This is a genomic window from Halodesulfovibrio oceani subsp. galateae, assembly GCF_055397225.1.
This window is the reverse complement of sequence record NZ_AP042453.1, coordinates 2,581,450-2,600,689: the sequence shown is the minus strand read 5'-3', so window position 1 is coordinate 2,600,689 and position 19,240 is coordinate 2,581,450. Positions and strand designations below refer to the sequence as shown.

16 protein-coding genes are annotated in these 19,240 nt (G+C 45.3%); 14 read left to right on the top strand and 2 right to left on the bottom strand.

Features of this window, described 5'->3' with window-relative positions; all coding sequences use genetic code 11:
- Positions 1 to 145 precede the first annotated feature (145 nt).
- Positions 146 to 1,546 (bottom strand): 23S rRNA (uracil(1939)-C(5))-methyltransferase RlmD, encoded by a 1,401-nt coding sequence (gene rlmD / locus ACZ5V1_RS11710; protein ID WP_464388987.1) that lies wholly within the window; start codon positions 1,544 to 1,546, stop codon positions 146 to 148.
- 186 nt (positions 1,547 to 1,732) lie between these two features.
- Between rlmD and ACZ5V1_RS11705 the strand changes: the two genes are divergently transcribed.
- Complete coding sequence (locus ACZ5V1_RS11705) at positions 1,733 to 1,873, top strand: hypothetical protein (RefSeq protein WP_464388986.1); 141 nt, start codon at positions 1,733 to 1,735, stop codon at positions 1,871 to 1,873.
- 118 nt (positions 1,874 to 1,991) lie between these two features.
- Here the strand turns inward: ACZ5V1_RS11705 and rfbA are convergent, their stop codons facing one another.
- A complete protein-coding gene (gene rfbA / locus ACZ5V1_RS11700) occupies positions 1,992 to 2,858 on the bottom strand; it encodes a glucose-1-phosphate thymidylyltransferase RfbA (protein ID WP_373794446.1) in 867 nt (288 codons plus the stop codon).
- 256 nt (positions 2,859 to 3,114) lie between these two features.
- On the opposite strand from rfbA, the gene ACZ5V1_RS11695 reads away from it, so the two are divergent.
- From ACZ5V1_RS11695 to ACZ5V1_RS11635, 13 genes are all read left to right on the top strand, one after another.
- The gene (locus ACZ5V1_RS11695) at positions 3,115 to 5,472 is read left to right on the top strand and encodes a nitric-oxide reductase large subunit (RefSeq protein WP_464388985.1); all 2,358 of its coding nucleotides are present in this window, start codon (positions 3,115 to 3,117) and stop codon (positions 5,470 to 5,472) included.
- A gap of 1,927 nt (positions 5,473 to 7,399) precedes the next feature.
- On the top strand, positions 7,400 to 7,708 hold the full coding sequence (gene rplU, locus ACZ5V1_RS11690) for a 50S ribosomal protein L21 (protein WP_464387255.1): 309 nt from the start codon (positions 7,400 to 7,402) through the stop codon (positions 7,706 to 7,708).
- 25 nt (positions 7,709 to 7,733) lie between these two features.
- Positions 7,734 to 8,009, top strand: a complete 276-nt coding sequence (rpmA, locus tag ACZ5V1_RS11685; protein ID WP_160712818.1) for a 50S ribosomal protein L27 — start codon at positions 7,734 to 7,736, stop codon at positions 8,007 to 8,009.
- A 393-nt stretch (positions 8,010 to 8,402) separates the two neighbouring features.
- Entirely contained in the window at positions 8,403 to 9,521 is a 1,119-nt protein-coding gene (gene obgE, locus ACZ5V1_RS11680) for a GTPase ObgE (protein ID WP_464388984.1), read from the top strand.
- 14 nt (positions 9,522 to 9,535) lie between these two features.
- Positions 9,536 to 10,678, top strand: a complete 1,143-nt coding sequence (gene proB, locus ACZ5V1_RS11675; protein ID WP_464388983.1) for a glutamate 5-kinase — start codon at positions 9,536 to 9,538, stop codon at positions 10,676 to 10,678.
- 291 nt (positions 10,679 to 10,969) lie between these two features.
- On the top strand, positions 10,970 to 11,776 hold the full coding sequence (gene thiD, locus ACZ5V1_RS11670; protein WP_464388982.1) for a bifunctional hydroxymethylpyrimidine kinase/phosphomethylpyrimidine kinase: 807 nt from the start codon (positions 10,970 to 10,972) through the stop codon (positions 11,774 to 11,776).
- A gap of 287 nt (positions 11,777 to 12,063) precedes the next feature.
- On the top strand, positions 12,064 to 12,411 hold the full coding sequence (locus tag ACZ5V1_RS11665) for a response regulator (RefSeq protein WP_464388981.1): 348 nt from the start codon (positions 12,064 to 12,066) through the stop codon (positions 12,409 to 12,411).
- Between the two features lie 602 nt (positions 12,412 to 13,013).
- Positions 13,014 to 13,307 carry a helix-turn-helix domain-containing protein gene (locus ACZ5V1_RS11660; protein WP_160712828.1) on the top strand — a complete coding sequence of 98 codons (294 nt, stop codon included), beginning with the start codon at positions 13,014 to 13,016 and terminating at the stop codon, positions 13,305 to 13,307.
- A gap of 11 nt (positions 13,308 to 13,318) precedes the next feature.
- Positions 13,319 to 13,711, top strand: coding sequence for a hypothetical protein (locus tag ACZ5V1_RS11655; protein ID WP_464388980.1), 393 nt, complete (start codon positions 13,319 to 13,321; stop codon positions 13,709 to 13,711).
- 183 nt (positions 13,712 to 13,894) lie between these two features.
- Entirely contained in the window at positions 13,895 to 14,668 is a 774-nt protein-coding gene (locus ACZ5V1_RS11650; RefSeq protein ID WP_464388979.1) for a hypothetical protein, read from the top strand.
- 20 nt (positions 14,669 to 14,688) lie between these two features.
- Positions 14,689 to 15,468: a GGDEF domain-containing protein gene (locus tag ACZ5V1_RS11645; RefSeq protein ID WP_464388978.1), complete on the top strand. Its 780-nt coding sequence runs from the start codon at positions 14,689 to 14,691 to the stop codon at positions 15,466 to 15,468.
- Between the two features lie 249 nt (positions 15,469 to 15,717).
- Positions 15,718 to 18,630, top strand: a complete 2,913-nt coding sequence (locus tag ACZ5V1_RS11640; RefSeq protein WP_464388977.1) for an insulinase family protein — start codon at positions 15,718 to 15,720, stop codon at positions 18,628 to 18,630.
- Between the two features lie 89 nt (positions 18,631 to 18,719).
- Complete coding sequence (locus ACZ5V1_RS11635; protein ID WP_074216431.1) at positions 18,720 to 19,154, top strand: Fur family transcriptional regulator; 435 nt, start codon at positions 18,720 to 18,722, stop codon at positions 19,152 to 19,154.
- The last annotated feature ends 86 nt before the right edge of the window (positions 19,155 to 19,240 follow it).

Below are 19,240 nucleotides of genomic sequence, written 5' to 3'. Positions count from 1 at the left end.
AGAGGGAGAAAAAAACGAAAAAAGAATTCGAATTTTATCTGAAGGAAACTGATATTTTTTTAGAGCGCTACAGAAAGGAATGGTGGTACGTTGGGCATAAAAAAAGAGTGAAGCATGTTGCTTCACTCTTTTTTTGCTTTATATTCTAGTCTGTAAGATCAAGACGTACGATATTTTCAATGTGCGCAGTCTGCGGGAATAAATCCACAGGCTGAACCGCTGAAACGGTGTACTTACCACTCAAAGTGGCGATGTCGCGTGCTTGAGTTGCAGGGTCGCATGAAACGTAAATGATGCGTTTCGGAGCGCGTTTCATAAGCAGTTCCACAACTTCCGCATTCATGCCGGAGCGTGGAGGGTCAACGAAAACAACGTCTGGCTGGGATTTTTCATCCTTGAGCGCGCTGCGTACGTCACCGCTGACGAAGCGAACATTCTCGATGTTGTTGATTTGTGCATTTTCATTTGCTGATGAAATAGCCTGCGGGCTGAGTTCCATAGCGAAAACATCACTCGCGTTAGGTGCAGCTGCAAGAGCGAGTCCGCCTACACCACAGTAAAGATCCCATACTTTTTCAGTGCCGCTAAGCTCTGCAAGATCAATAGCTGTGCCGTAAAGGCGTGCTGTTGCGTCTGTGTTTACCTGGAAGAACCCGTCTGCGTGGGATGTAAGGGAAAGGGAACGCATGCCGTTTTCGAAGTTTAAAACTTCGGTAAGGGATTTTTGTCCCAGAACAACATATGTTTTTTCACCGTATGCCACCTGTGAAGTGTGTGTGCGCAGGGAGTGAATAAATGTGGTTACATTCATACGTTCCTGAAGGAGCTGACCAAGCTGGCGAATAGCACGATGCTGAGAATCGCTGTTGGTGGTGTCCTTGCCGGTAATTACCTGCACCATACACTGGTTGGTGTGTTTGGTTTCACGAATAACGAGGAAACGCAGGTACCCGTGACGAGCAGTTGCATCGTATGCAGTAAGTGCAGGGGTTGCGTTTACGAATTCGCGAACGAGAGCAAGAATTTCTACTGTATGTTCTGTCTGCAGGTAGCATTCCTGCAAATCTACTACGTTGTGGGTCGCATAACGGCGCATTCCGAGGGTGATGTTGCCCTGTTTTTCGCCGAAAGCAAATTCCATTTTGTTGCGGTAGTAAAACGTATCTGGAGATGGGATGGTGTCTTTAATTTCGAGATCCTGAGTGCCGGCGATGCGGCTGAGGCTGTCAGATACGAAACGTTTTTTCCATTCGAGCTGTTTTTTGTATTCCATATTCTGCCAGAGGCAGCCGCCGCATGTGCCGAAATGGGCGCAGCGTGGAGTGATTTGGTAAGGAGCATTGGTAATAACTTTAGTCATCACTGCTTCTGCAAATCTTTTTTTCTTTTTAGTAATCTTTACTTCAACAGTTTGGCCGGGGAGACCTCTGTCCATGAAGATTACCATGCCGTCTAAACGTGTAAGTGCTTTCCCGCCAGTTGCGAGCGCGTCGATGGTCACGGTAAGGGTGTCGCCCGTAGCGAACTGTGAGTCTTTGGTTGTCATATGAAAATCCGGTAAAATGAAAAATAGGAGAAAAGGTTATAAAAAAATGGTATGCCTTGTGCCACAAGGGATCACGGCAAAAAAGTATCGTTGGTTTTACAAAACTGATCTTGACATTTTTACTAAATAGCGCAACTACTTTTTTTGCGTTGCAGGGGTTATAGGAAAGAGTAAAGGAGTGGAGCTATGTTAGGTGAGCTTTTTGAAGGCATGATGCACTCATCCCCACAGGGCTTTGTGGGCGTTGGCCTTATTTTTATTTACTTTGTGGTCATTTTTTCCACTGCGATCTACCGCGTGAAAAAAGGTGAACATCTCGATCATTAGAATTTCGATTAAGGATGCCCCGTTTTGCGGTTGTATCCGATAAGTATGTCTACAAAGAAAAAGACCGTCACGTACTGGCAATTACGTAACGGTTTTTTTCTTTTTTTATTTTAAAAACCTACGCTTCTACGAGTCGCAATAAATATTGACCGTAATCATTTTTCAGCATTGGCTGAGCCAAGATGCGTAGCTGCTCTTTATCAATGTAGCCTTTAAAAAATGCCACTTCTTCAATACAGGCAATTTTCAGACCCTGTCTACTTTGTACCGTTTGTACAAAAGATGATGCCTGCTGCATGGAATCAAATGTTCCAGTGTCCAGCCATGCCATGCCCCGTCCAAGCACTTCCACTTTAAGAGTCCCTTCCTGCAGATACATATCCACAATGTCAGTTATCTCAAGTTCACCGCGTGGTGATGGTTTAACCTGTTTGGCAAACTTCACAGCACGGTTGTCAAAGAAATACAAGCCGGTTACCGCGTAGGAAGAACGTGGGGTTTCAGGCTTTTCTTCAACACTTAATGCGTTGAAGTCTGCATCAAATTCCACAACGCCATAGCGCTCTGGATCTTGTACATGGTATCCGAACACGACTCCGCCGTGGGTCGTAGCGGCACAACGTTCCAGCATTTCGGTCAGACCGTCGCTGTAGAAGAGGTTGTCGCCGAGGATAAGGCTGACAGAAGAATCACCGATGAAATCTTCAGCAAGAATGAAAGCCTGCGCCAAACCTTCCGGTTTCGGCTGCTCTATGTATTCAAGTTTCAGTCCGAGTTGAGAACCGTCTCCGAACATTCCTTTAAATCGAGGAAGATCTTCAGGCGTAGAGATAATACAAATTTCGCGAATGCCCGCGAGCATAAGCGTAGAGAGCGGATAATATATCATCGGCTTGTCGTATACTGGCAGCAATTGCTTACATACACCGCGAGTGATCGGGTATAGTCGGGTGCCGGAGCCACCAGCGAGGATAATGCCTTTCATAAAATTCTTTCCTTATTCGTCGGGATAATCTGGATTTGTTTTTACGTGCTGCATCGCGCATTCGCAACTGATTTTATTGCGATAGTCTTTTTTGTGCATGTAGAACCTGCTTTTTCAAGAAAAATAGCCGAAATATTAGGAACTATCCTATCCCTAATAAGAAATATTCAGTATGGTTCGTCTGTGCGGTTGAATTAAAAGTATACACTGTTGATGTTGCCGGACTGGGGGACGGTGGCGTTAACGGGAGTTACACATGGAGCATCAGACTGGAAACAGAAAGCTCTGGGTGATCTTAGGCATTGTAGTATTTATCGGTTTTGCCGTGCTTATTCAGCAGGGCGTAAAACTCTATCAAACGGCACCGCCTGTTCCGGATAGTGTTGTGGCAGAAACAGGAGAAGTTCTGTATTCAGCCGCGGATATTCTGGATGGTCAGAATATCTGGCAGTCGATGGGTGGTCAGGAAGTCGGTTCAGTATGGGGGCACGGCGCATATGTTGCTCCAGACTGGACAGCCGACTGGCTGCACCGTGAGTGCCTGTACACTTTGGAAAATTGGTCGAAATCTTCCTTCCATCGTCCGTATGTTTCGTTGGGCCCTGCAGAGCAGGCAAGCCTACAGGCACGTCTTATTCAAGAATTTAGAACCAATACTTATGACGAAGCTACCGGTCGCCTTACTCTTTCTGAAGACAGAGTTAAGGCCGCTAAGGCTATGACGCGCTATTACGGTGCGATCTTTTCTGACGCGATGGAGTTTGACCCTGACGTAAAGCCTTTTGCGGATGCAGGTAAAAGTCCACGCGATTTGCGTAAAGCTTACGCCATTGCAAACAATACTGTAGAAGGAAAAGAGCGGCTGAGGAAGCTCGGGGCTTTTTTTTTCTGGGCAAGTTGGGCATGTGCAGCAGCCCGGCCACAAGACGTCGTAAATGAAGCTGCACTTACCGGAGGCTTACTGGCTGCTCCTGTGTCATACACAAACAACTGGCCTGCTGAAGAGCTAATCGCCAATAGGCCGTCTGGTGAAATTATTGTATGGTCGGTAATTAGCTTTGTTCTCCTTTTAGCGGGTATTGCCTTGCTTGCTTGGTACTATGCTGTGTTGAATAAAAAACATGGTGATGATCCGAATCCACCGGACACAGACCCTCTTCTTCCTCTCAAGCCGACGCCGTCCATGCGGGCAACAATCAAATTCTTCTGGGTCGTGGTTGCTCTTTTCCTGCTACAAATAGGAATGGGGGCTCTTACGGCACATTATGGAGTTGAAGGGCAGGGCTTTTATGGCATTCCGCTCGCTGATTATCTTCCGTACTCCGTTACTCGTACATGGCATCTCCAATGCGCAATTTTCTGGATTGCGACAGCGTGGCTGGCAACTGGGTTGTTTATAGCACCTGCTGTTTCGGGATATGAACCACCGTGGCAGCGAGCAGGAGTAAATTTCCTGTTTATATGTCTACTCATTATTGTTGCCGGAACACTTTTTGGGACATGGTACGCCACCCGTCAGGAGATGGGGCTTACCATGAACTTCTGGTTCGGGCATCAGGGATATGAGTATGTTGATCTGGGTCGTTTCTGGCAAATTTTCCTATTCATCGGTTTGATTCTGTGGTTCCTGCTTATGACCCGTGCCCTATGGCCTGCGGTTAAAATACCGAATGACTCAAGACAGCTGCTCATTATGTTCCTACTCTCCACAGCGGCGATCGCCATGTTTTATGGCGCAGGGTTGATGTGGCAACAGCAGACTCATTTAGCCATCGCAGAATATTGGCGCTGGTGGGTTGTCCATCTGTGGGTTGAAGGCTTTTTTGAGGTCTTTGCAACAGTGGTCATTGCTTTCCTGTTTACGCGCTTACAATTATTGCGTGTTCGAATTGCCACCTTTGCCGTCATTTTTTCCACAATCGTATTTCTTACAGGTGGTATCATCGGCACGTTCCACCATCTGTACTTTACGGGAACCAGCGTTTCAGTACTTTCGCTTGGCGCAGTCTTCAGTGCTTTAGAAGTTGTTCCGTACATATTGATTGCATTTGAAGTCTTGCAGAATCTGAGTATCGCAAAAATCCAAGGTTGGGTTCAGGATTACCGTGTAATCATCTACTTCTTTGTTGCAGTAGCTTTCTGGAATCTTGTAGGAGCAGGGTTGTTTGGCTTCTTCATTAACCCGCCGATTGCGCTATACTACATGCAGGGACTCAATACGACTCCGGTGCATGCTCATACAGCCCTCTTTGGTGTGTACGGAATGTTGGGGCTTGCATTGATGCTATTCTGCTTCAAAGCGTATGACCCAGGCCGCAAATGGAATATACACATTTTGATGTTCGGATTTTGGGCATTGAATATTGGATTGATACTGGAAGTGCTATTGTCATTGCTTCCTGTGGGATTATTGCAGACATGGGCAAGCGTTGAGCATGGCCTTTGGTACGCACGTTCCGCTGAGTTTTTGCAGACAGACTTGATGGCATTGCTACGCTGGATGCGTATGATAGGTGATACTGTTTTTGCAGTCGGCGCATTGGCCATAGGAATATTTGTCGTAGGATTGAAACTTGGTTGGTCTTATCGGAAAAATGGAACAACAGTGCATTAAATGAAAACTGATTGCCTTTGCATGCAAACAAGTCAGTGTTTGGATGGAGACAGCGTGTTAATGCGGTGCAAGAGACGTTGAGCGCAGTGCTGTTTCTGTGTGGAAATATGTTGATGTATGTAGGCAGGATGGTGTGATGGATGCAATTGCGTCAATGTTGTTCAATGAACATTAGACAAAAAAAGGCCCGCTTTCTGCCACGAAAGCGGGCTAAATGTTAGACAGGTGTCTAGTGTGCGGTTATCCGGTAAGTGGAGAAGAACCGGATATGCCTAGTAGAAAATTCGTTATCGTATCTCATCTTATACTAAGGCCACTAATAACACGGGTCTTACAAATTTCTATTATCGGGTGTAACGGTGAGAGAACTAAGTGGAGTTAGTCGCTTCCGTTTGGGTCGGCACCTGTCTGTATGGAACAAACAGTGCTGCACCTCAATAATGTGAGTGCTAGATACGGCTATTTTTTTCAAGATGCAAGCAGTAAAAACCGCACAGTTTCATTAGTTTTGCCATGCTAATTTATATTTATCCGAAAACATTGCACATATTTGTTTTAAAAAATGAAACTTTGTTACTACCTGTTTCACGCTTTGGAAGCGGTTTCCTGTTTAGTGTATCAATGAGACACGGCAGAAAAGGAATGTGAAGTTGTTATTTAGATAAGTGCGCGGTCTTGATAAGTGAGTGTGCATTTCTTTATTGTGCGCTGCAATGCCGTGTTGCATCAGGTTGATATAATGCTTGCAGTGTAGTTTTTTAGTGTGTGCAGAAACAAGCTTGAGCATGTTCCGAATATTTTATTTTGTTAAACAAACAAGCTACTTAAAGGAGTGTTGTGCGTTGTGCGTTTTCGCAGCAACGAGATACAGTAATTGAGCTTTTTGGATCATATGTTCCATTGTTGAGTTTTTTGAAACGAAAATTTTTCAGGAGAGATTAATTCAGCTGAAGAATTTTCAAAAGTACATTTGGCGGTGATGTAACAGGTTCCAAACGCGCATTGCACAGGGGGTTGCTGCGATTGGCTTATTTGCTTTCATGAAGTGGTATTGTTTCATAGCCATAACGCATTCAACTTCATATTCGTGTCGATACATGTTTAATTGGATAATGGGACACAGAGGATTGTTGTAATACAAAACTGCCGTGTCAAAATGAAATAGCGCTGGAATGCGATGCTTCAATCTCAAAGTAATGGATTTCTGAAGTTGAGCATTAAAATACAGCGAACTAGAGGGCGTAGAAAAGAATACGTCATAGCAGTGCAGTTACATAGCTCGGCTGGGCACAGAAAAGGGCTTTTGGCTGGTGTCTCGAAGAGCAAATAGTTTTTGTGATGATAGCGTGAATTTTCGGGTAGTGCTTTATCAATATATAGGTCGCGTCTGCGCCCGTTCTGGATGGAATCTGTCCCATTGATTTTTCATGGAGTGAGCTTAAACGGTGTATAATTCCCATGGGCGCAGGGTAAAGGGCAAAAAAATAGCCCCGATTATGCTCGGGGCTATCAAATATAGAAATAAGGATCGATCCCTATTACTTGCAGGGTCCGGAGAGAAAAGCCTTGGGGGAGGGCCTTGGTGCGGTACTTCTCTCCGGACACGAGATGAGACACACTCAGTTAGTGATTACTAAAACCGTATGTTGCTGTCAGTTATAAATTTTCTTAGCGGCAATGATATGTTCAGAGGCAAAATAAGCAAGATAATAGGGGGGCGTCTTTAACGTCCCATCTAACGCGGAGTATTTAACTTTTTCTTGGCTGAAACGATCGAAAAGAGTAAATAGATACTTGTCAATCGAGAAACCGCATGATAGGGCATTGCTTCCCTTTTGACATATTGCTCTTAAAAAGCAAACCAGGTTGACACCCTTTCCTTGGAAAGAGGTATCGTCTACCTTTCTTTCTTTGGAGGATAAATATTATGTACGCAATCGTCGAGACTGGCGGTAAGCAGTTCCGTGTTGAAAAAGACGGAAAAATTTTTGTTGAGAAGCTCGAAGCAGAAGCTGGTAGCGAAATCATTCTCGATAAAGTTCTTTTGGTTGGTGGTGATGAGCTTTCCGTAGGTGCTCCTTACGTTGAAGGTGCTAAAGTTACCGCTGAAGTGATTGAGCATGGCCGTGGCAAGAAGATCATCATCTTCAAAAAGCGTCGTCGTCATGACTCCCGTAAAAAGCAGGGTCACCGTCAGGCATACACTGCTCTTAAAATCAAAGGCATCGAAGCCTAGTAAATTTTTGAAAGGAGTGTAAATCATGGCTCATAAGAAAGCTGGTGGTAGTACCAGGAACGGTCGCGATTCAAACGGCCAACGACGTGGCGTCAAAATCTACGGTGGTCAGAGTGTTCTTGCAGGCAACATCCTTGTTCGTCAGCTCGGCACAAGAGTTTTCCCTGGTGAAAACGTAGGCATGGGTAGAGATTTTACCCTGTTCGCAAAGGTTGACGGCGTAGTTAAGTACGAAAAGTACATGCGCAAGAAAGCTGTGAAAACTCGCGTATGCATTGTTCCATTTGCAGCTGCTGAGTAATCCACTTTTATAGTGACCTTACAGGCGGAAGTCGCAATGCGCTTCCGCCTTTTTTTTGTGTATAGAGCGGGTTTTACTGCGGACGAAGTTTTCGTACTCATTATACTGCGTCTCACCCTGTACGCACGCAGGCACATGCGATACAATTTCGCAAAAATTTAACCATAAGATAGATTGATGGCAAAGCCGCATGTTGCGGCAAACCCCTAGGGCATATGTTCCCGTTCTGCTTAAATAATTACAGACGGTTACTTGCGTGACTTTGTAAAAAGAACAACGCTCACATAGAATATCTATGTATCGCCCAGACTTTTTCTCGTATCTTGCACTGAACAGGTCTAGCGCCTGTGCAGAAGGGGATTTGTCAACAGTCTTAAGGTAAGGCAACTAATTATGCGTTTTGTAGATGAAGCAATCATCAATATTCGTGCCGGCCACGGCGGTAACGGCGCCGTATCTTTCCGCAGAGAAAAATTTATTCCTAAAGGCGGACCGGACGGCGGCGACGGCGGCGACGGCGGTAGCGTTTATGTGCGCGGTTCCGCTAAACTGCTTTCCCTGTACGACTTTCGCTTAAAGCGTAACTACGCGGCAGAAACCGGCCATTCCGGTGGCGGTAGCCAGATGTATGGTCGTAAAGGTAAAGATCTTATTCTTGATCTGCCAGTTGGTACGCTCCTCTATGCTATTCGTGAAGATGGTGTAGAAGAACTCGTGGCTGACCTTTCCACGCCCGGTGAAGAGATTCTTCTTTGTGCCGGCGGTCGTGGTGGTCACGGTAACGAATTTTTTAAATCAGCAACAATGCGTACTCCACGTTTTGCCCAGCCGGGTGAACCGGGTGACGCTGTTAAGGTTCGCCTTGAACTTAAAATCCTTGCTGATGCAGGTCTTCTCGGCCTTCCAAACGCTGGTAAATCTACCTTTATTTCAAAAGTATCTGCAGCTCGTCCAAAGATTGCAAACTATGCATTCACGACTCTTACACCAAACCTTGGGGTAATGATCAACGAGTTCGATCCTGACCAGCGTATGGTTATCGCAGATATTCCGGGTCTCATTGAAGGTGCTAACGAAGGTCAGGGTCTTGGTCATCGTTTCCTGAAGCACGTTGAGCGTACCCGTTTCCTCGTTCATATCCTCAGTGTTGAAGACGTTGACCTCGAAGATCCTTGGTCCGGCTTTGACCTTATCAACGAAGAGCTTGTTAAATTCGATGAAGTTCTCGGCGATCGCTTGCAGATTCAGGTTATTAACAAAATTGACCTTGCTGACGCAGAGATTGTGGAGCATCTTAAAGAAAAAGCTGCTGAGGATGGTCGAACCATCTACTTTATGTCTGCACTTAACAATGTTGGTGTGGAAGAAGTTGTTGAAGAGATGTGGAAGCTTCGTGATACTCTCGACATGAGCGCACCGGTTAACACCGCGCGTACATGGGATCTTGAGGACGAAGAAGAGGAAAAAGAAGACTTCTCCGATGTAGAAGTTGTATGGGTGACTGAAGAATAAATCGCAGGTGAATCATGGATTGGGAACAGGAGCGCGAGCAGGTTCTGAACCGGGCTAAGTGTGTTGTTGTTAAAGTTGGTAGCGCTGTCCTTACTTCCGGTTTGGGAGTAGATCTTACAGTTATTAAAAATCTTACACGTCAGTTGGCGCAGTTGCATGACCGCGGAACGCAGGTTGTACTGGTATCTTCCGGTGCTGTTGCAGCGGGCAGAACTGTTCTGAAAACGTGTTGTGAGATTAAAGGCGTGCCGGATAAGCAGGCTGCCGCTGCTGTAGGTCAGGGGCGACTCATGCATTTTTACAATGAAGAGTTCACTGCCAACGGAAAAATGTCTGCACAAGTTTTGCTTACCCGTGATGACTTGAAAGACCGTAACCGTCTGCTTAATGCCCGTAACACCTTTGCGTCGTTACTTGCATGGCGTGCTATCCCGATCGTAAACGCAAATGACACTGTCGCAACCGCGGAGCTGGCATTTACGGATAACGATAACTTGGCCTCACTGCTCCTGAACGTGGTGAATGCAGATTTATACATCAACCTGACTTCTGCAAAAGGTGTATATACTTCCAACCCTGATGGCGACCCGAACGCAAAGCCTATTGAGGTGATTGAAGATATTCAGTCTCTTGATCTCGAGGCTATGTGCGGAGGTAAAACTACCGTCGGTACCGGTGGTATGCTTTCAAAGCTGACTGCTGCCGGTCGTGCGGCGCAGCTTGGTGTTCCGACACTCATTATCTCAGGTTTGCAAAAGAATGCCATTGTGCGTGCTTTCTCAGGCGAAAAAATGGGTACATGGGTTTGTCCGGATACTAAAAAGGTTTCCAGCCGTAAGTTCTGGCTCGCATATCATTCTGACCCAGAAGGCTCAGTGGTTGTGGATGCCGGTGCTGAAAAAGCGCTTGTTGAGCGTGGTAAAAGCCTGCTTCCGGCAGGAATCACCCGTGTAGAAGGCGTGTTCAGTCAGGGGGCACTAGTTCGTGTTGTTTCAGAAAATGACGTAGTCATTGGTATGGGGCTGATTAACTATGCATCCGGTGATCTGAAAAAGGTTCTTCGTAAACATAGCGATGAACTGGAAGCGATTATGGGAGCCAGTTGTTACACGGAAGCAATTCACCGTGACAACCTACTCATGGACGCCGTAGTTTAAAAAGAAATTCAAGCCCTGCCGCAAACGTGGCAGGGCTTTTTTTATGATGTATTTGCCTTCGGCGAGTAGGCGGGCTCCGCCCCCTACACCCCCGCAAGGGGACACGTCCCCTTGACCCCGATTAGGGCTGATTTTTGTGACGGGCGCACATGGTCTGTTAGACATATAGTGCTTGTAATTTTGATCAGTCATAATAAAAGTTTTTGAAGGGGGTCTGGGGGAGACTTTTTACAAAAAGTTTCCGCCCAGCCGCCGGAGGCACATAAGTTATATTTGCTAGGAGATCATAGAATGCAAAAACATCCATGCGTGCTTACCGTTGCAGGTTCTGATTCGGGCGGTGGCGCTGGAATTCAAGCGGATTTAAAGACGATGGCCGTGCTTGGCGGATACGGCACGAGTGTCATCACAGCTTTGACAGCACAGAATGGTCTGGGCGTGACTGGGATTCAGGCACCTGATCCGGAATTTGTTGTGCAGCAGCTTACAACCGTTTTAGACGGTTTCCCTATTGCAGCAGCAAAAACGGGTATGCTTTTTTCTGCTCCGATCATTACCGGTGTTGCGGATTTGCTTATGAAGCAGGATTTTCCGTTGGTAATTGATCCGGTATCTGTAAGTACAAGTGGTCACGCGCTCTTGCAGCAGGATGCTGTAGATGCACTCATCGAGCGGATTCTTCCATTAGCAACCGTTGTTACGCCTAATAAACCGGAAGCAGAAATGCTTGCGGGGATGAAAATTGAAACAGAATCCAATGTTGCAACAGCGGTAAAGCGTATTCTTGCTTTAGGGCCTAAGGCGGTATTGCTTAAAGGTGGACATTTTGATGAGGCGGATGAAGAATTAGTAGACTGGTTGGGGCTTCCTGGTGAAGCACCGCTTGGACTGCATCATTCTCGTGTTGTTACTAAAAACACTCATGGTACCGGCTGTACATTATCTGCTGCTATTGCAACCTTCCTTGCTCATGGGTTTGAGCTGAAACAGTCTGTAAAGAAAGCACAAGTGTATCTATCTATTTGCCTGCGTGACAGTTATACACCGGGTGAAGGCTTTGGTCCTCCTAATCATGTTGCGCCGTGTGAACGGAAATAACTTTTTTGAATTTTTATTTTTTTAAATGCTATATTTTTTATCAAAGCCTCGATATCTATCGGGGCTTTTTTTATGCGGACTAAGTCTTGTTGCTACAGTAGAATATGTTTTTGGTACATTTATTAGATAATAACATATTGAACATTCGAAAGGAATCTGCTTACGATATAATGAAGCAATAGAGTTGTGTAAAAAGATAACTATGAAATATTAAATAGTTTAATTTAGGTTTTACTACTTGTTTAGATAGATAGCTAAATTGGTATCAACGATGGAGTAATATCGTTATGTACAGTCTTCGAGTGCTTATTGTAGAAGATGATACGGTAAGTGCAACATTACATAAAGCAATGTTGGAAAGCGAAGGGCATAGTGTAGTTGGAGTGGCACGTTCAGAAGATGAAGCAATAGAGCTTGCGATGACTGAAATGCCTGACTTGGTACTTATGGATATCTATCTTGAAGATGGTACGTCTGGTGTACATGCCGCAAAGATATTGTATTCATCGTATGCATTGCCTGTAATATTCATTACTTGTGGTACCGCAGTTGATCAGCTGCAAGAGGTGGTTGATAGTGACGCCTTTGCTTTGATCAAAAAGCCTGTGATCTTGAAGAGCTGCGGGTTAATTTAAGTATCGTAATGCGCAGGGCTGCTGAGATTCAAGAAAACAGAGAGCAGGCAGCACGGTATGAGACTCTAGTTAATATGCTGCCTGTGGCAGTATTCTCTGTTTTGGAAAATGGACAGATTGACTGGTGCAATGCCGCATGTGCAAACGTTTTGGCGTATGCTTCTCCTCAAGAATTTTGTGAACAGTGTTCAGATGTTGATAGTTTGTTGGTGGGTACAGATGAGTCGTTGCTGTTGCTAGAAGCGGAGACGAAGACTGCACGACAGTTGCTTGCCAGAGACGGGGAAGTGGTTTCAAGAACACTGTATAAAATTGAACATTGCAGTCCGAGTGCGAAAGCGGGATGTCTTTTTTTTGTACTTGAGTCGTCGAATAGCGATTTTTGATGATAAATAGCAGCTAAGGCTGCGTATGTATGATTTATTTCGCCTCCGTATTCCAAAAAAGGCGTAGGTTGTGTAGAGTGTTCTAAATGTGTGCAAAGTTGACATCAGTTGATTGAAAGTGATAATATTGACGATAATTCACTAAAAATCGACAGAAAGATATTCTGATAGGCAGAATCGTCTTATGTCGCGTTGTAATCGCATTTGGTATTAACATTGAGTATTGGCATAAAGCATACGTACACACTTGGTGAGGCAGCAGAACTTCTTAGCTGTCATAAAGAGACCATTCGCAGAGCGATTAAAGACGGTAGTCTGCAAGCAGCAAAGCTTGGGCGCGGCTACAGAGTCTCTCGTGTTGATCTTGAAGCTTTTTGGCAAGCTCAGGGGGGCGGTGTGTTGTTCGAGAAAGTCGAGCAGCAGGTTGTTGAGCCGGATCCGGAGCCGGAACCGGTAGAAGCAAAACCTAAAAAACCGCGGGGGCCGGAACAGCTAACGTTACCCACCTAAGGAGGTTCGGGATGACTATGCTTTCTGAATCCAATGGCATGAGAATGTTCATGCTGCCTAATGACGTAGGTACAGATATGGAGTTTACAGGCGTGCTGTGCTCTGAAAATTCGTACCATGATCATGAAGCGGGAACCATTACAAAACAGCGTCTGTATCTTACAGACGCTAAAGAACAAGTCTACTCTGTCGTTGTCTCTGACGGAGTGAATAAAGATCAAAGAGTATACAAAATGCGGGTTGAAAATGATCAGTGCCGTATTGATAACGGGCTCTTTGATGTTGCCTTAGATCTACATTTGCTAGCCTCTGTAGTTCGCGGATTATGCGGGTTGGACAGCGCAGCACATGCAGACGATTTTTTTTCCACCATGGTTGAAACACTACATGCAGCAAACGGCTAGCCTGAGTGTTGCAATTCTCTTATTGAAATTTTAGAAAATGCATATGTGGACCAGCGTGCTCTCATGCTGGTGCACTGAAATTTCTTTGGCTCCGCTTTCTATGTTGCGTTTAGCATACTGCTACGGTATCACTGTTAATATAATGGGATGGACGTCTCTATTGTTACAGTGAAGGTGTAGTGTATGGCGGATATAAAACACGATTTTGATTTGCTGGAGATGCCTGTAGAAGGCGTTGCAGCGTACTGGCTTTCGTTAAAGAAGCTGGTAGGGAATAAAAGAAATTTCAAACCGATTCATGAAGAGGCACAGCATACTTCTGAAGAGTATGTTCGTTATCTTTTAGAGATCGGTTTCGGTAATTTTTCAGAAGATACCATTCGAAAAATGGCGCAAGTTAAAGCACAGTCTATGCTTGGTTCTATGGAACGTAAGTTTGACTGCATGAGAGTCGCTGTGCTGGATGTTGCTACTTCTGAAAATCCCCATAGAAGTATTGCAAAGCTTTATGCAGATTTTCCTCAGGCGCCTCTTGAAGGTGATAAAGCCATTCGTTTCTCTCAGGAGCTTTTGCGCTTAATGCCGGACAAGTACAAAGGACGGGAACGTTTCTTTGATGTCGGATACAAGGTGCCTGACGATAAGCTGATTGTAGCGTTGCTCTTTTATATTTTCTACGCAAGACATCAGGGGAAGGATGCTTGCCAGGGTCTATTACCGCTTATTTCTTCTGCTTATTTCAGAGATTCTCTTTCAATGGTTATCGACGGATTTGATGTTCCTTTTGTTCGTAAGTGGTTGAAAAAACATAAAGACGCCTTGCTTAAAGACATGCAGTTTAAGTGTGAAATGTCTACTGAACTTTGTATAGGAATCGCATCGCGTGTTGAATACGAAGATTTACATTCAATTGCGCGGGCATATTTGCCTTCCAACGGCGGACAACAGAGCGGTTAGCTTCTTCTCAGGAGTAACAGATGTTGCGCATTATCCACAATTTGTTTTGTATCAATGAGCAAAGCCGGTTTCAACGGGCATGGCAGGCATTTCTTTTAGGGATTTGTGCTCCGTTCGGTTGGTTGTGTATTACTTTTCTGATGCAACTTACTCCTGTGGATCCTTTGTACGAAGTTGCGTTGTATACATACATTACCGTAGGTAGCGTATTTGCGATGGTCGGTTTTGCTCTTTGTATCAGCAAAAGCGAAGAGCATTTTGCCAGAATGAGCCTTCTGGACCCGCTCACAACGTTGTATAACAGCAGGTATCTACTCACACGTGCGGATCAAGAGTTTGCTCTGTTTGAAAGAGCAGGCCAGCACATGGCGTTGTTGATGGCTGATATTGATCATTTCAAATATGTAAATGACCAGTATGGACATTCTGTCGGTGATATTGTGTTGCATCAGGTTGCCAAGGTGATGCAGACAACTGCCCGTAAGGTTGATGTGGTTGCTCGTGTAGGTGGCGAAGAGTTCGCGCTTTTGCTTCCGAATTCCACAACCGCCGGTGCAATGATTCTTGCCGAACGTATCAGAGAGCGGATAGAGCATACACCTATTGTATTGCCGGACGGACGAAGCCTTAATGTGAAAATATCGTTGGGAGTCTCTTCAACAGAAGAGTTCCTTCCTCAGATATTTAACGAATTGTATGAAAGTGCAGATAATGCTTTGTATCGTGCAAAACGTGATGGTCGTAACCGTGTTGTTAAGGCTGTGGAAACAGATATGCTAACAAACGATGTTGCGTGCTAGAAAATTTTTGGTGCATAGTGCAAAGAATAATTTTTGCGCATTATAATGCATAGTCAAAATTGAGAGAGGAATAAGCCGGCGCAGAGTTGTGTCGGCTTATTTGTTTGTTGGGCGCAGTACAAATGTTGATTCAGAGACAAAATGTATGGACGGCAGACAAGCCTGCCTATATCTTATTGTATCATAAAGAGTACTGTTCTCTGCAGGCAGGCAGAGACGAGAGAAAAAAGGATATTCCGGAGGAAGACAATGACAGAACAGTTCGGCTTTGAACTTGTTGATGAACAGCGCGTGGAAGAGTTGGCAACTATTGCCCGTCTGTGGAAACACAGCAAAACTGGTGCGCAGGTACTGTCCATGAACAATGCCGATGAAAACAAGGTGTTTGGCGTATCCTTCAGAACTCCACCTTCAGATTCAACAGGTGTTGCGCATATTCTGGAGCACTCCGTATTGTGCGGGTCAGAAAAATTCCCTGTAAAAGAACCGTTTGTAGAATTGCTTAAAGGGTCATTACAGACTTTTTTGAATGCGTTTACCTATCCGGATAAGACTTGTTATCCTGTGGCATCAACTAATCTGCAGGATTTCTATAACTTAATTGATGTGTACCTTGATGCAGCATTTTTCCCTCTGATTAACGAGCAGATTTTTCAGCAGGAAGGCTGGCATTACAATGTGGAAAAGGCAGAAGAACCGTTAACGTATCGCGGTGTCGTATATAACGAAATGCGCGGCGTTTACAGCTCGCCGGATAGTGTGCTGCATGAGCGTTCTCAGCAGTCATTGTTCCCGGATATGACATATGGTCTTGATTCCGGTGGTAATCCTGATGTTATTCCTCAGCTTACCTATGAGCAGTTTAAAAACTTCCACGAAACTTACTATCATCCATCCAACGGTCGCTTTTTCTTCTGGGGCGATGATGATGAAGCAACACGTCTTGAAAAACTTTCAGGAACCTTGGAGCGTTTCTCCGCACTGGAAGTAGATTCTAACGTACCGCTTCAGGAAGAATTCGAACGTCCGATTGCATTGCTGGAAGGCTATGCCGCTGGCCCTGCCACCAGTGAACATCAGGGACGTGCTATGTTCACTATGAACTGGCTGCTTCCTGAAACTGCTGAAGCAGAGCTTAACCTTGCATTCCAGATGCTGGAGCAGATCCTTATCGGTATGCCTGCATCTCCACTGCGCAAGGCACTTATTGAGTCCGGTCTCGGTGAAGACATTACGGGCGTAGGTCTTGAAAATGAACTGCGCCAGATGTACTTCTCAACCGGTCTTTCAGGTATTAAATCTGAAAACGCTGACGTAGTTGAGGCGTTAATTTTTGATACACTCAACGGTCTTATTAAAGACGGCATCGATAAAGAATATATCGAAGCTGCTGTTAACAGCATTGAGTTCGATCTTCGCGAGAACAACTCCGGCCGTTTCCCTGTTGGTTTGTCAGTGATGGTTAGATCGTTAACCACCTGGTTGTACGATGCTGATCCGTTGGCACTTATTGCTTTTGAAGAGCCTCTTGGTTTTATTAAAGAGCGTCTTGCTAATGGCGACCGTCTCTTTGAAGACCTCATTAGTGCTTTCCTTGTCGGGAACAACCATCGCACCACTGTGTTGCTTGTTCCGGACGAAGATTTACAGGATGAGCGTAAAAAACGTGTAGAAAAAAGCCTTGCAAGTGTTCGTGAGAACATGAGCGACGAAGACGTAGCTGCTGTTGTAGAAAACACAGCACTGCTTCGAAAAATGCAGCAGACTCCGGATAGCGAAGAAGCTGTGGCAAGTATTCCACGTCTCACCATTGAAGATATTCCGACAGAAAACAAAACTATTCCGCAGAAGGAAGCAGCGCATTCAGGTGTGACTGTCTACACGCATGATTTGGAAACAAACGGCGTTGTATATGCTTCCGCTGCCTTTGATATTGCCGGATTGGATGCCTCTTTGCTTCCTTATGTTCCGCTTCTGGGCAGATGTATGACCGAAGTGGGTACAGATAAGCTTAACTTTGTTGAGCTGGGAATGCGCATTGCTGCAAAAACTGGTGGCATCAGCGCTGACCTTATGACCGCAACTACAATTGGCGAGCGGACTCCGCTTGCGAAACTTGTAGTTCACGGTAAATCAACAGAAGATAAAGTTGCTGATCTTTTTGAATTATTGCAGACAGTGGCGCTGGATTCCGAGCTTAATAATAAAGAGCGCTTCCGTTCTATTGTTTTGGAAGAAAAGTCTCGCGTTGAGCAGGGTGTTGTTCCTTCCGGTCATATGATCGTGATGTCCCATTTGCGCGGCTGCTTTGATGTGGCTGGCTGGGTATCAGAGCAGACTGGCGGTATTAGCTATCTTGGTTTCCTTCGTACGTTGGCAGATAAAGTTGCTAGCGACTGGGATGCAGTTCTTGCTGATTTAGAGCATGTTCGCGCTGCTATCCTCAAAAAGTCACAGACATTGATTTCAGTAACTGCTGAAGCAAGTGGTCTTCACGCGGTTGATGGTCTTGTTAAAGGCTTTATCGATGCGTTACCTGAACGTGCTGCTGAATCTGCTTTGTGGCAGCCTGAATTTGCGACCACAAACGAGGCTTTCCTTATTCCTGCACAGGTTAACTATGTGGGCAAAGGTGCAGATTTGTATGCGCTTGGATATAAATATCATGGTTCCGCCAATGTTATTTTCAAGCATTTACGCATGGGCTGGCTTTGGGATCAGGTTCGCGTGCAGGGCGGTGCATACGGTGCGTTTGCAGCTTTTGATAGAAGCACAGGCGTTCTTGCACAGGTTTCCTACCGTGACCCGAACCTCGAAAATACTTTGAAAGCATTTGATGGTTCTGCGGCGTACTTGAAAGATCTTAAACTTGGAAAGGCAGAGCTGGAAAAAGCTATTATTGGTGCCATTGGCGACCTTGATACGCATATGCTTCCGGACGCAAAAGGTTCTGCCGCTGCTACTCGCAAGATGCTTGGCGATACAGACGCAATGCGTCAGCAGATGCGTGACGAAATTCTGTCAACAACGCTTGATCATTTCCACTCTTTCGCAGAAGTGCTTCAAGCTGCGGCAGAAACAGGGCATATCTGCGTTCTTGGTGGAAACGGTGTACGCGAAGCTGCCGAAGCTAATGGCTGGAATATTAGCGAGATTCTATAGACTATTGCAGATTAGAGTAAGCTTGCTTGCGATTTGTGTTGAGTAAGTATATTGTCCGGTATCATTTGTGAAACACAAGCCGAGGACGTATGAAAGAGCCAATTCAAGTCTTTGCAGATTATATTGCAAAGAACAACCTGAAGGTTACTCCGCAGCGTATGCTGATTGTAGAAGTGTTTTTGAAAGACGAAGGACACTTGACTACAGAAGAATTGTACGAGCGTGTTAAAAAAGCTGACCCGTCTGTTGGGCAGGCCACCGTTTACAGAACCATGAAGTTGCTGTGCGACTCAGGTATTGCCAAAGAAGTTCACTTTGGTGACGGTGTAGCTCGCTATGAGCAAAGTTATGGCAGTAAGCATCATGATCATTTGATTTGTGAGCGCTGCGGGAAAAATCTGGAAGTCATCGATGACCAGATTGAACGTCTACAGGACGAACTTGCTGCAAAGCATGGTTTTGTTCTGACCAGTCATAGAATGTACCTATACGGTGTGTGCAGTGACTGCCGGTCAAGCAAGTAAGATTTACATGCAATAATACTGACTGCGTTAAGCGGAGGAACTTGGTTCCTCCGCTTTTTTATTGCCTATTGAAAAGTTGACTATTG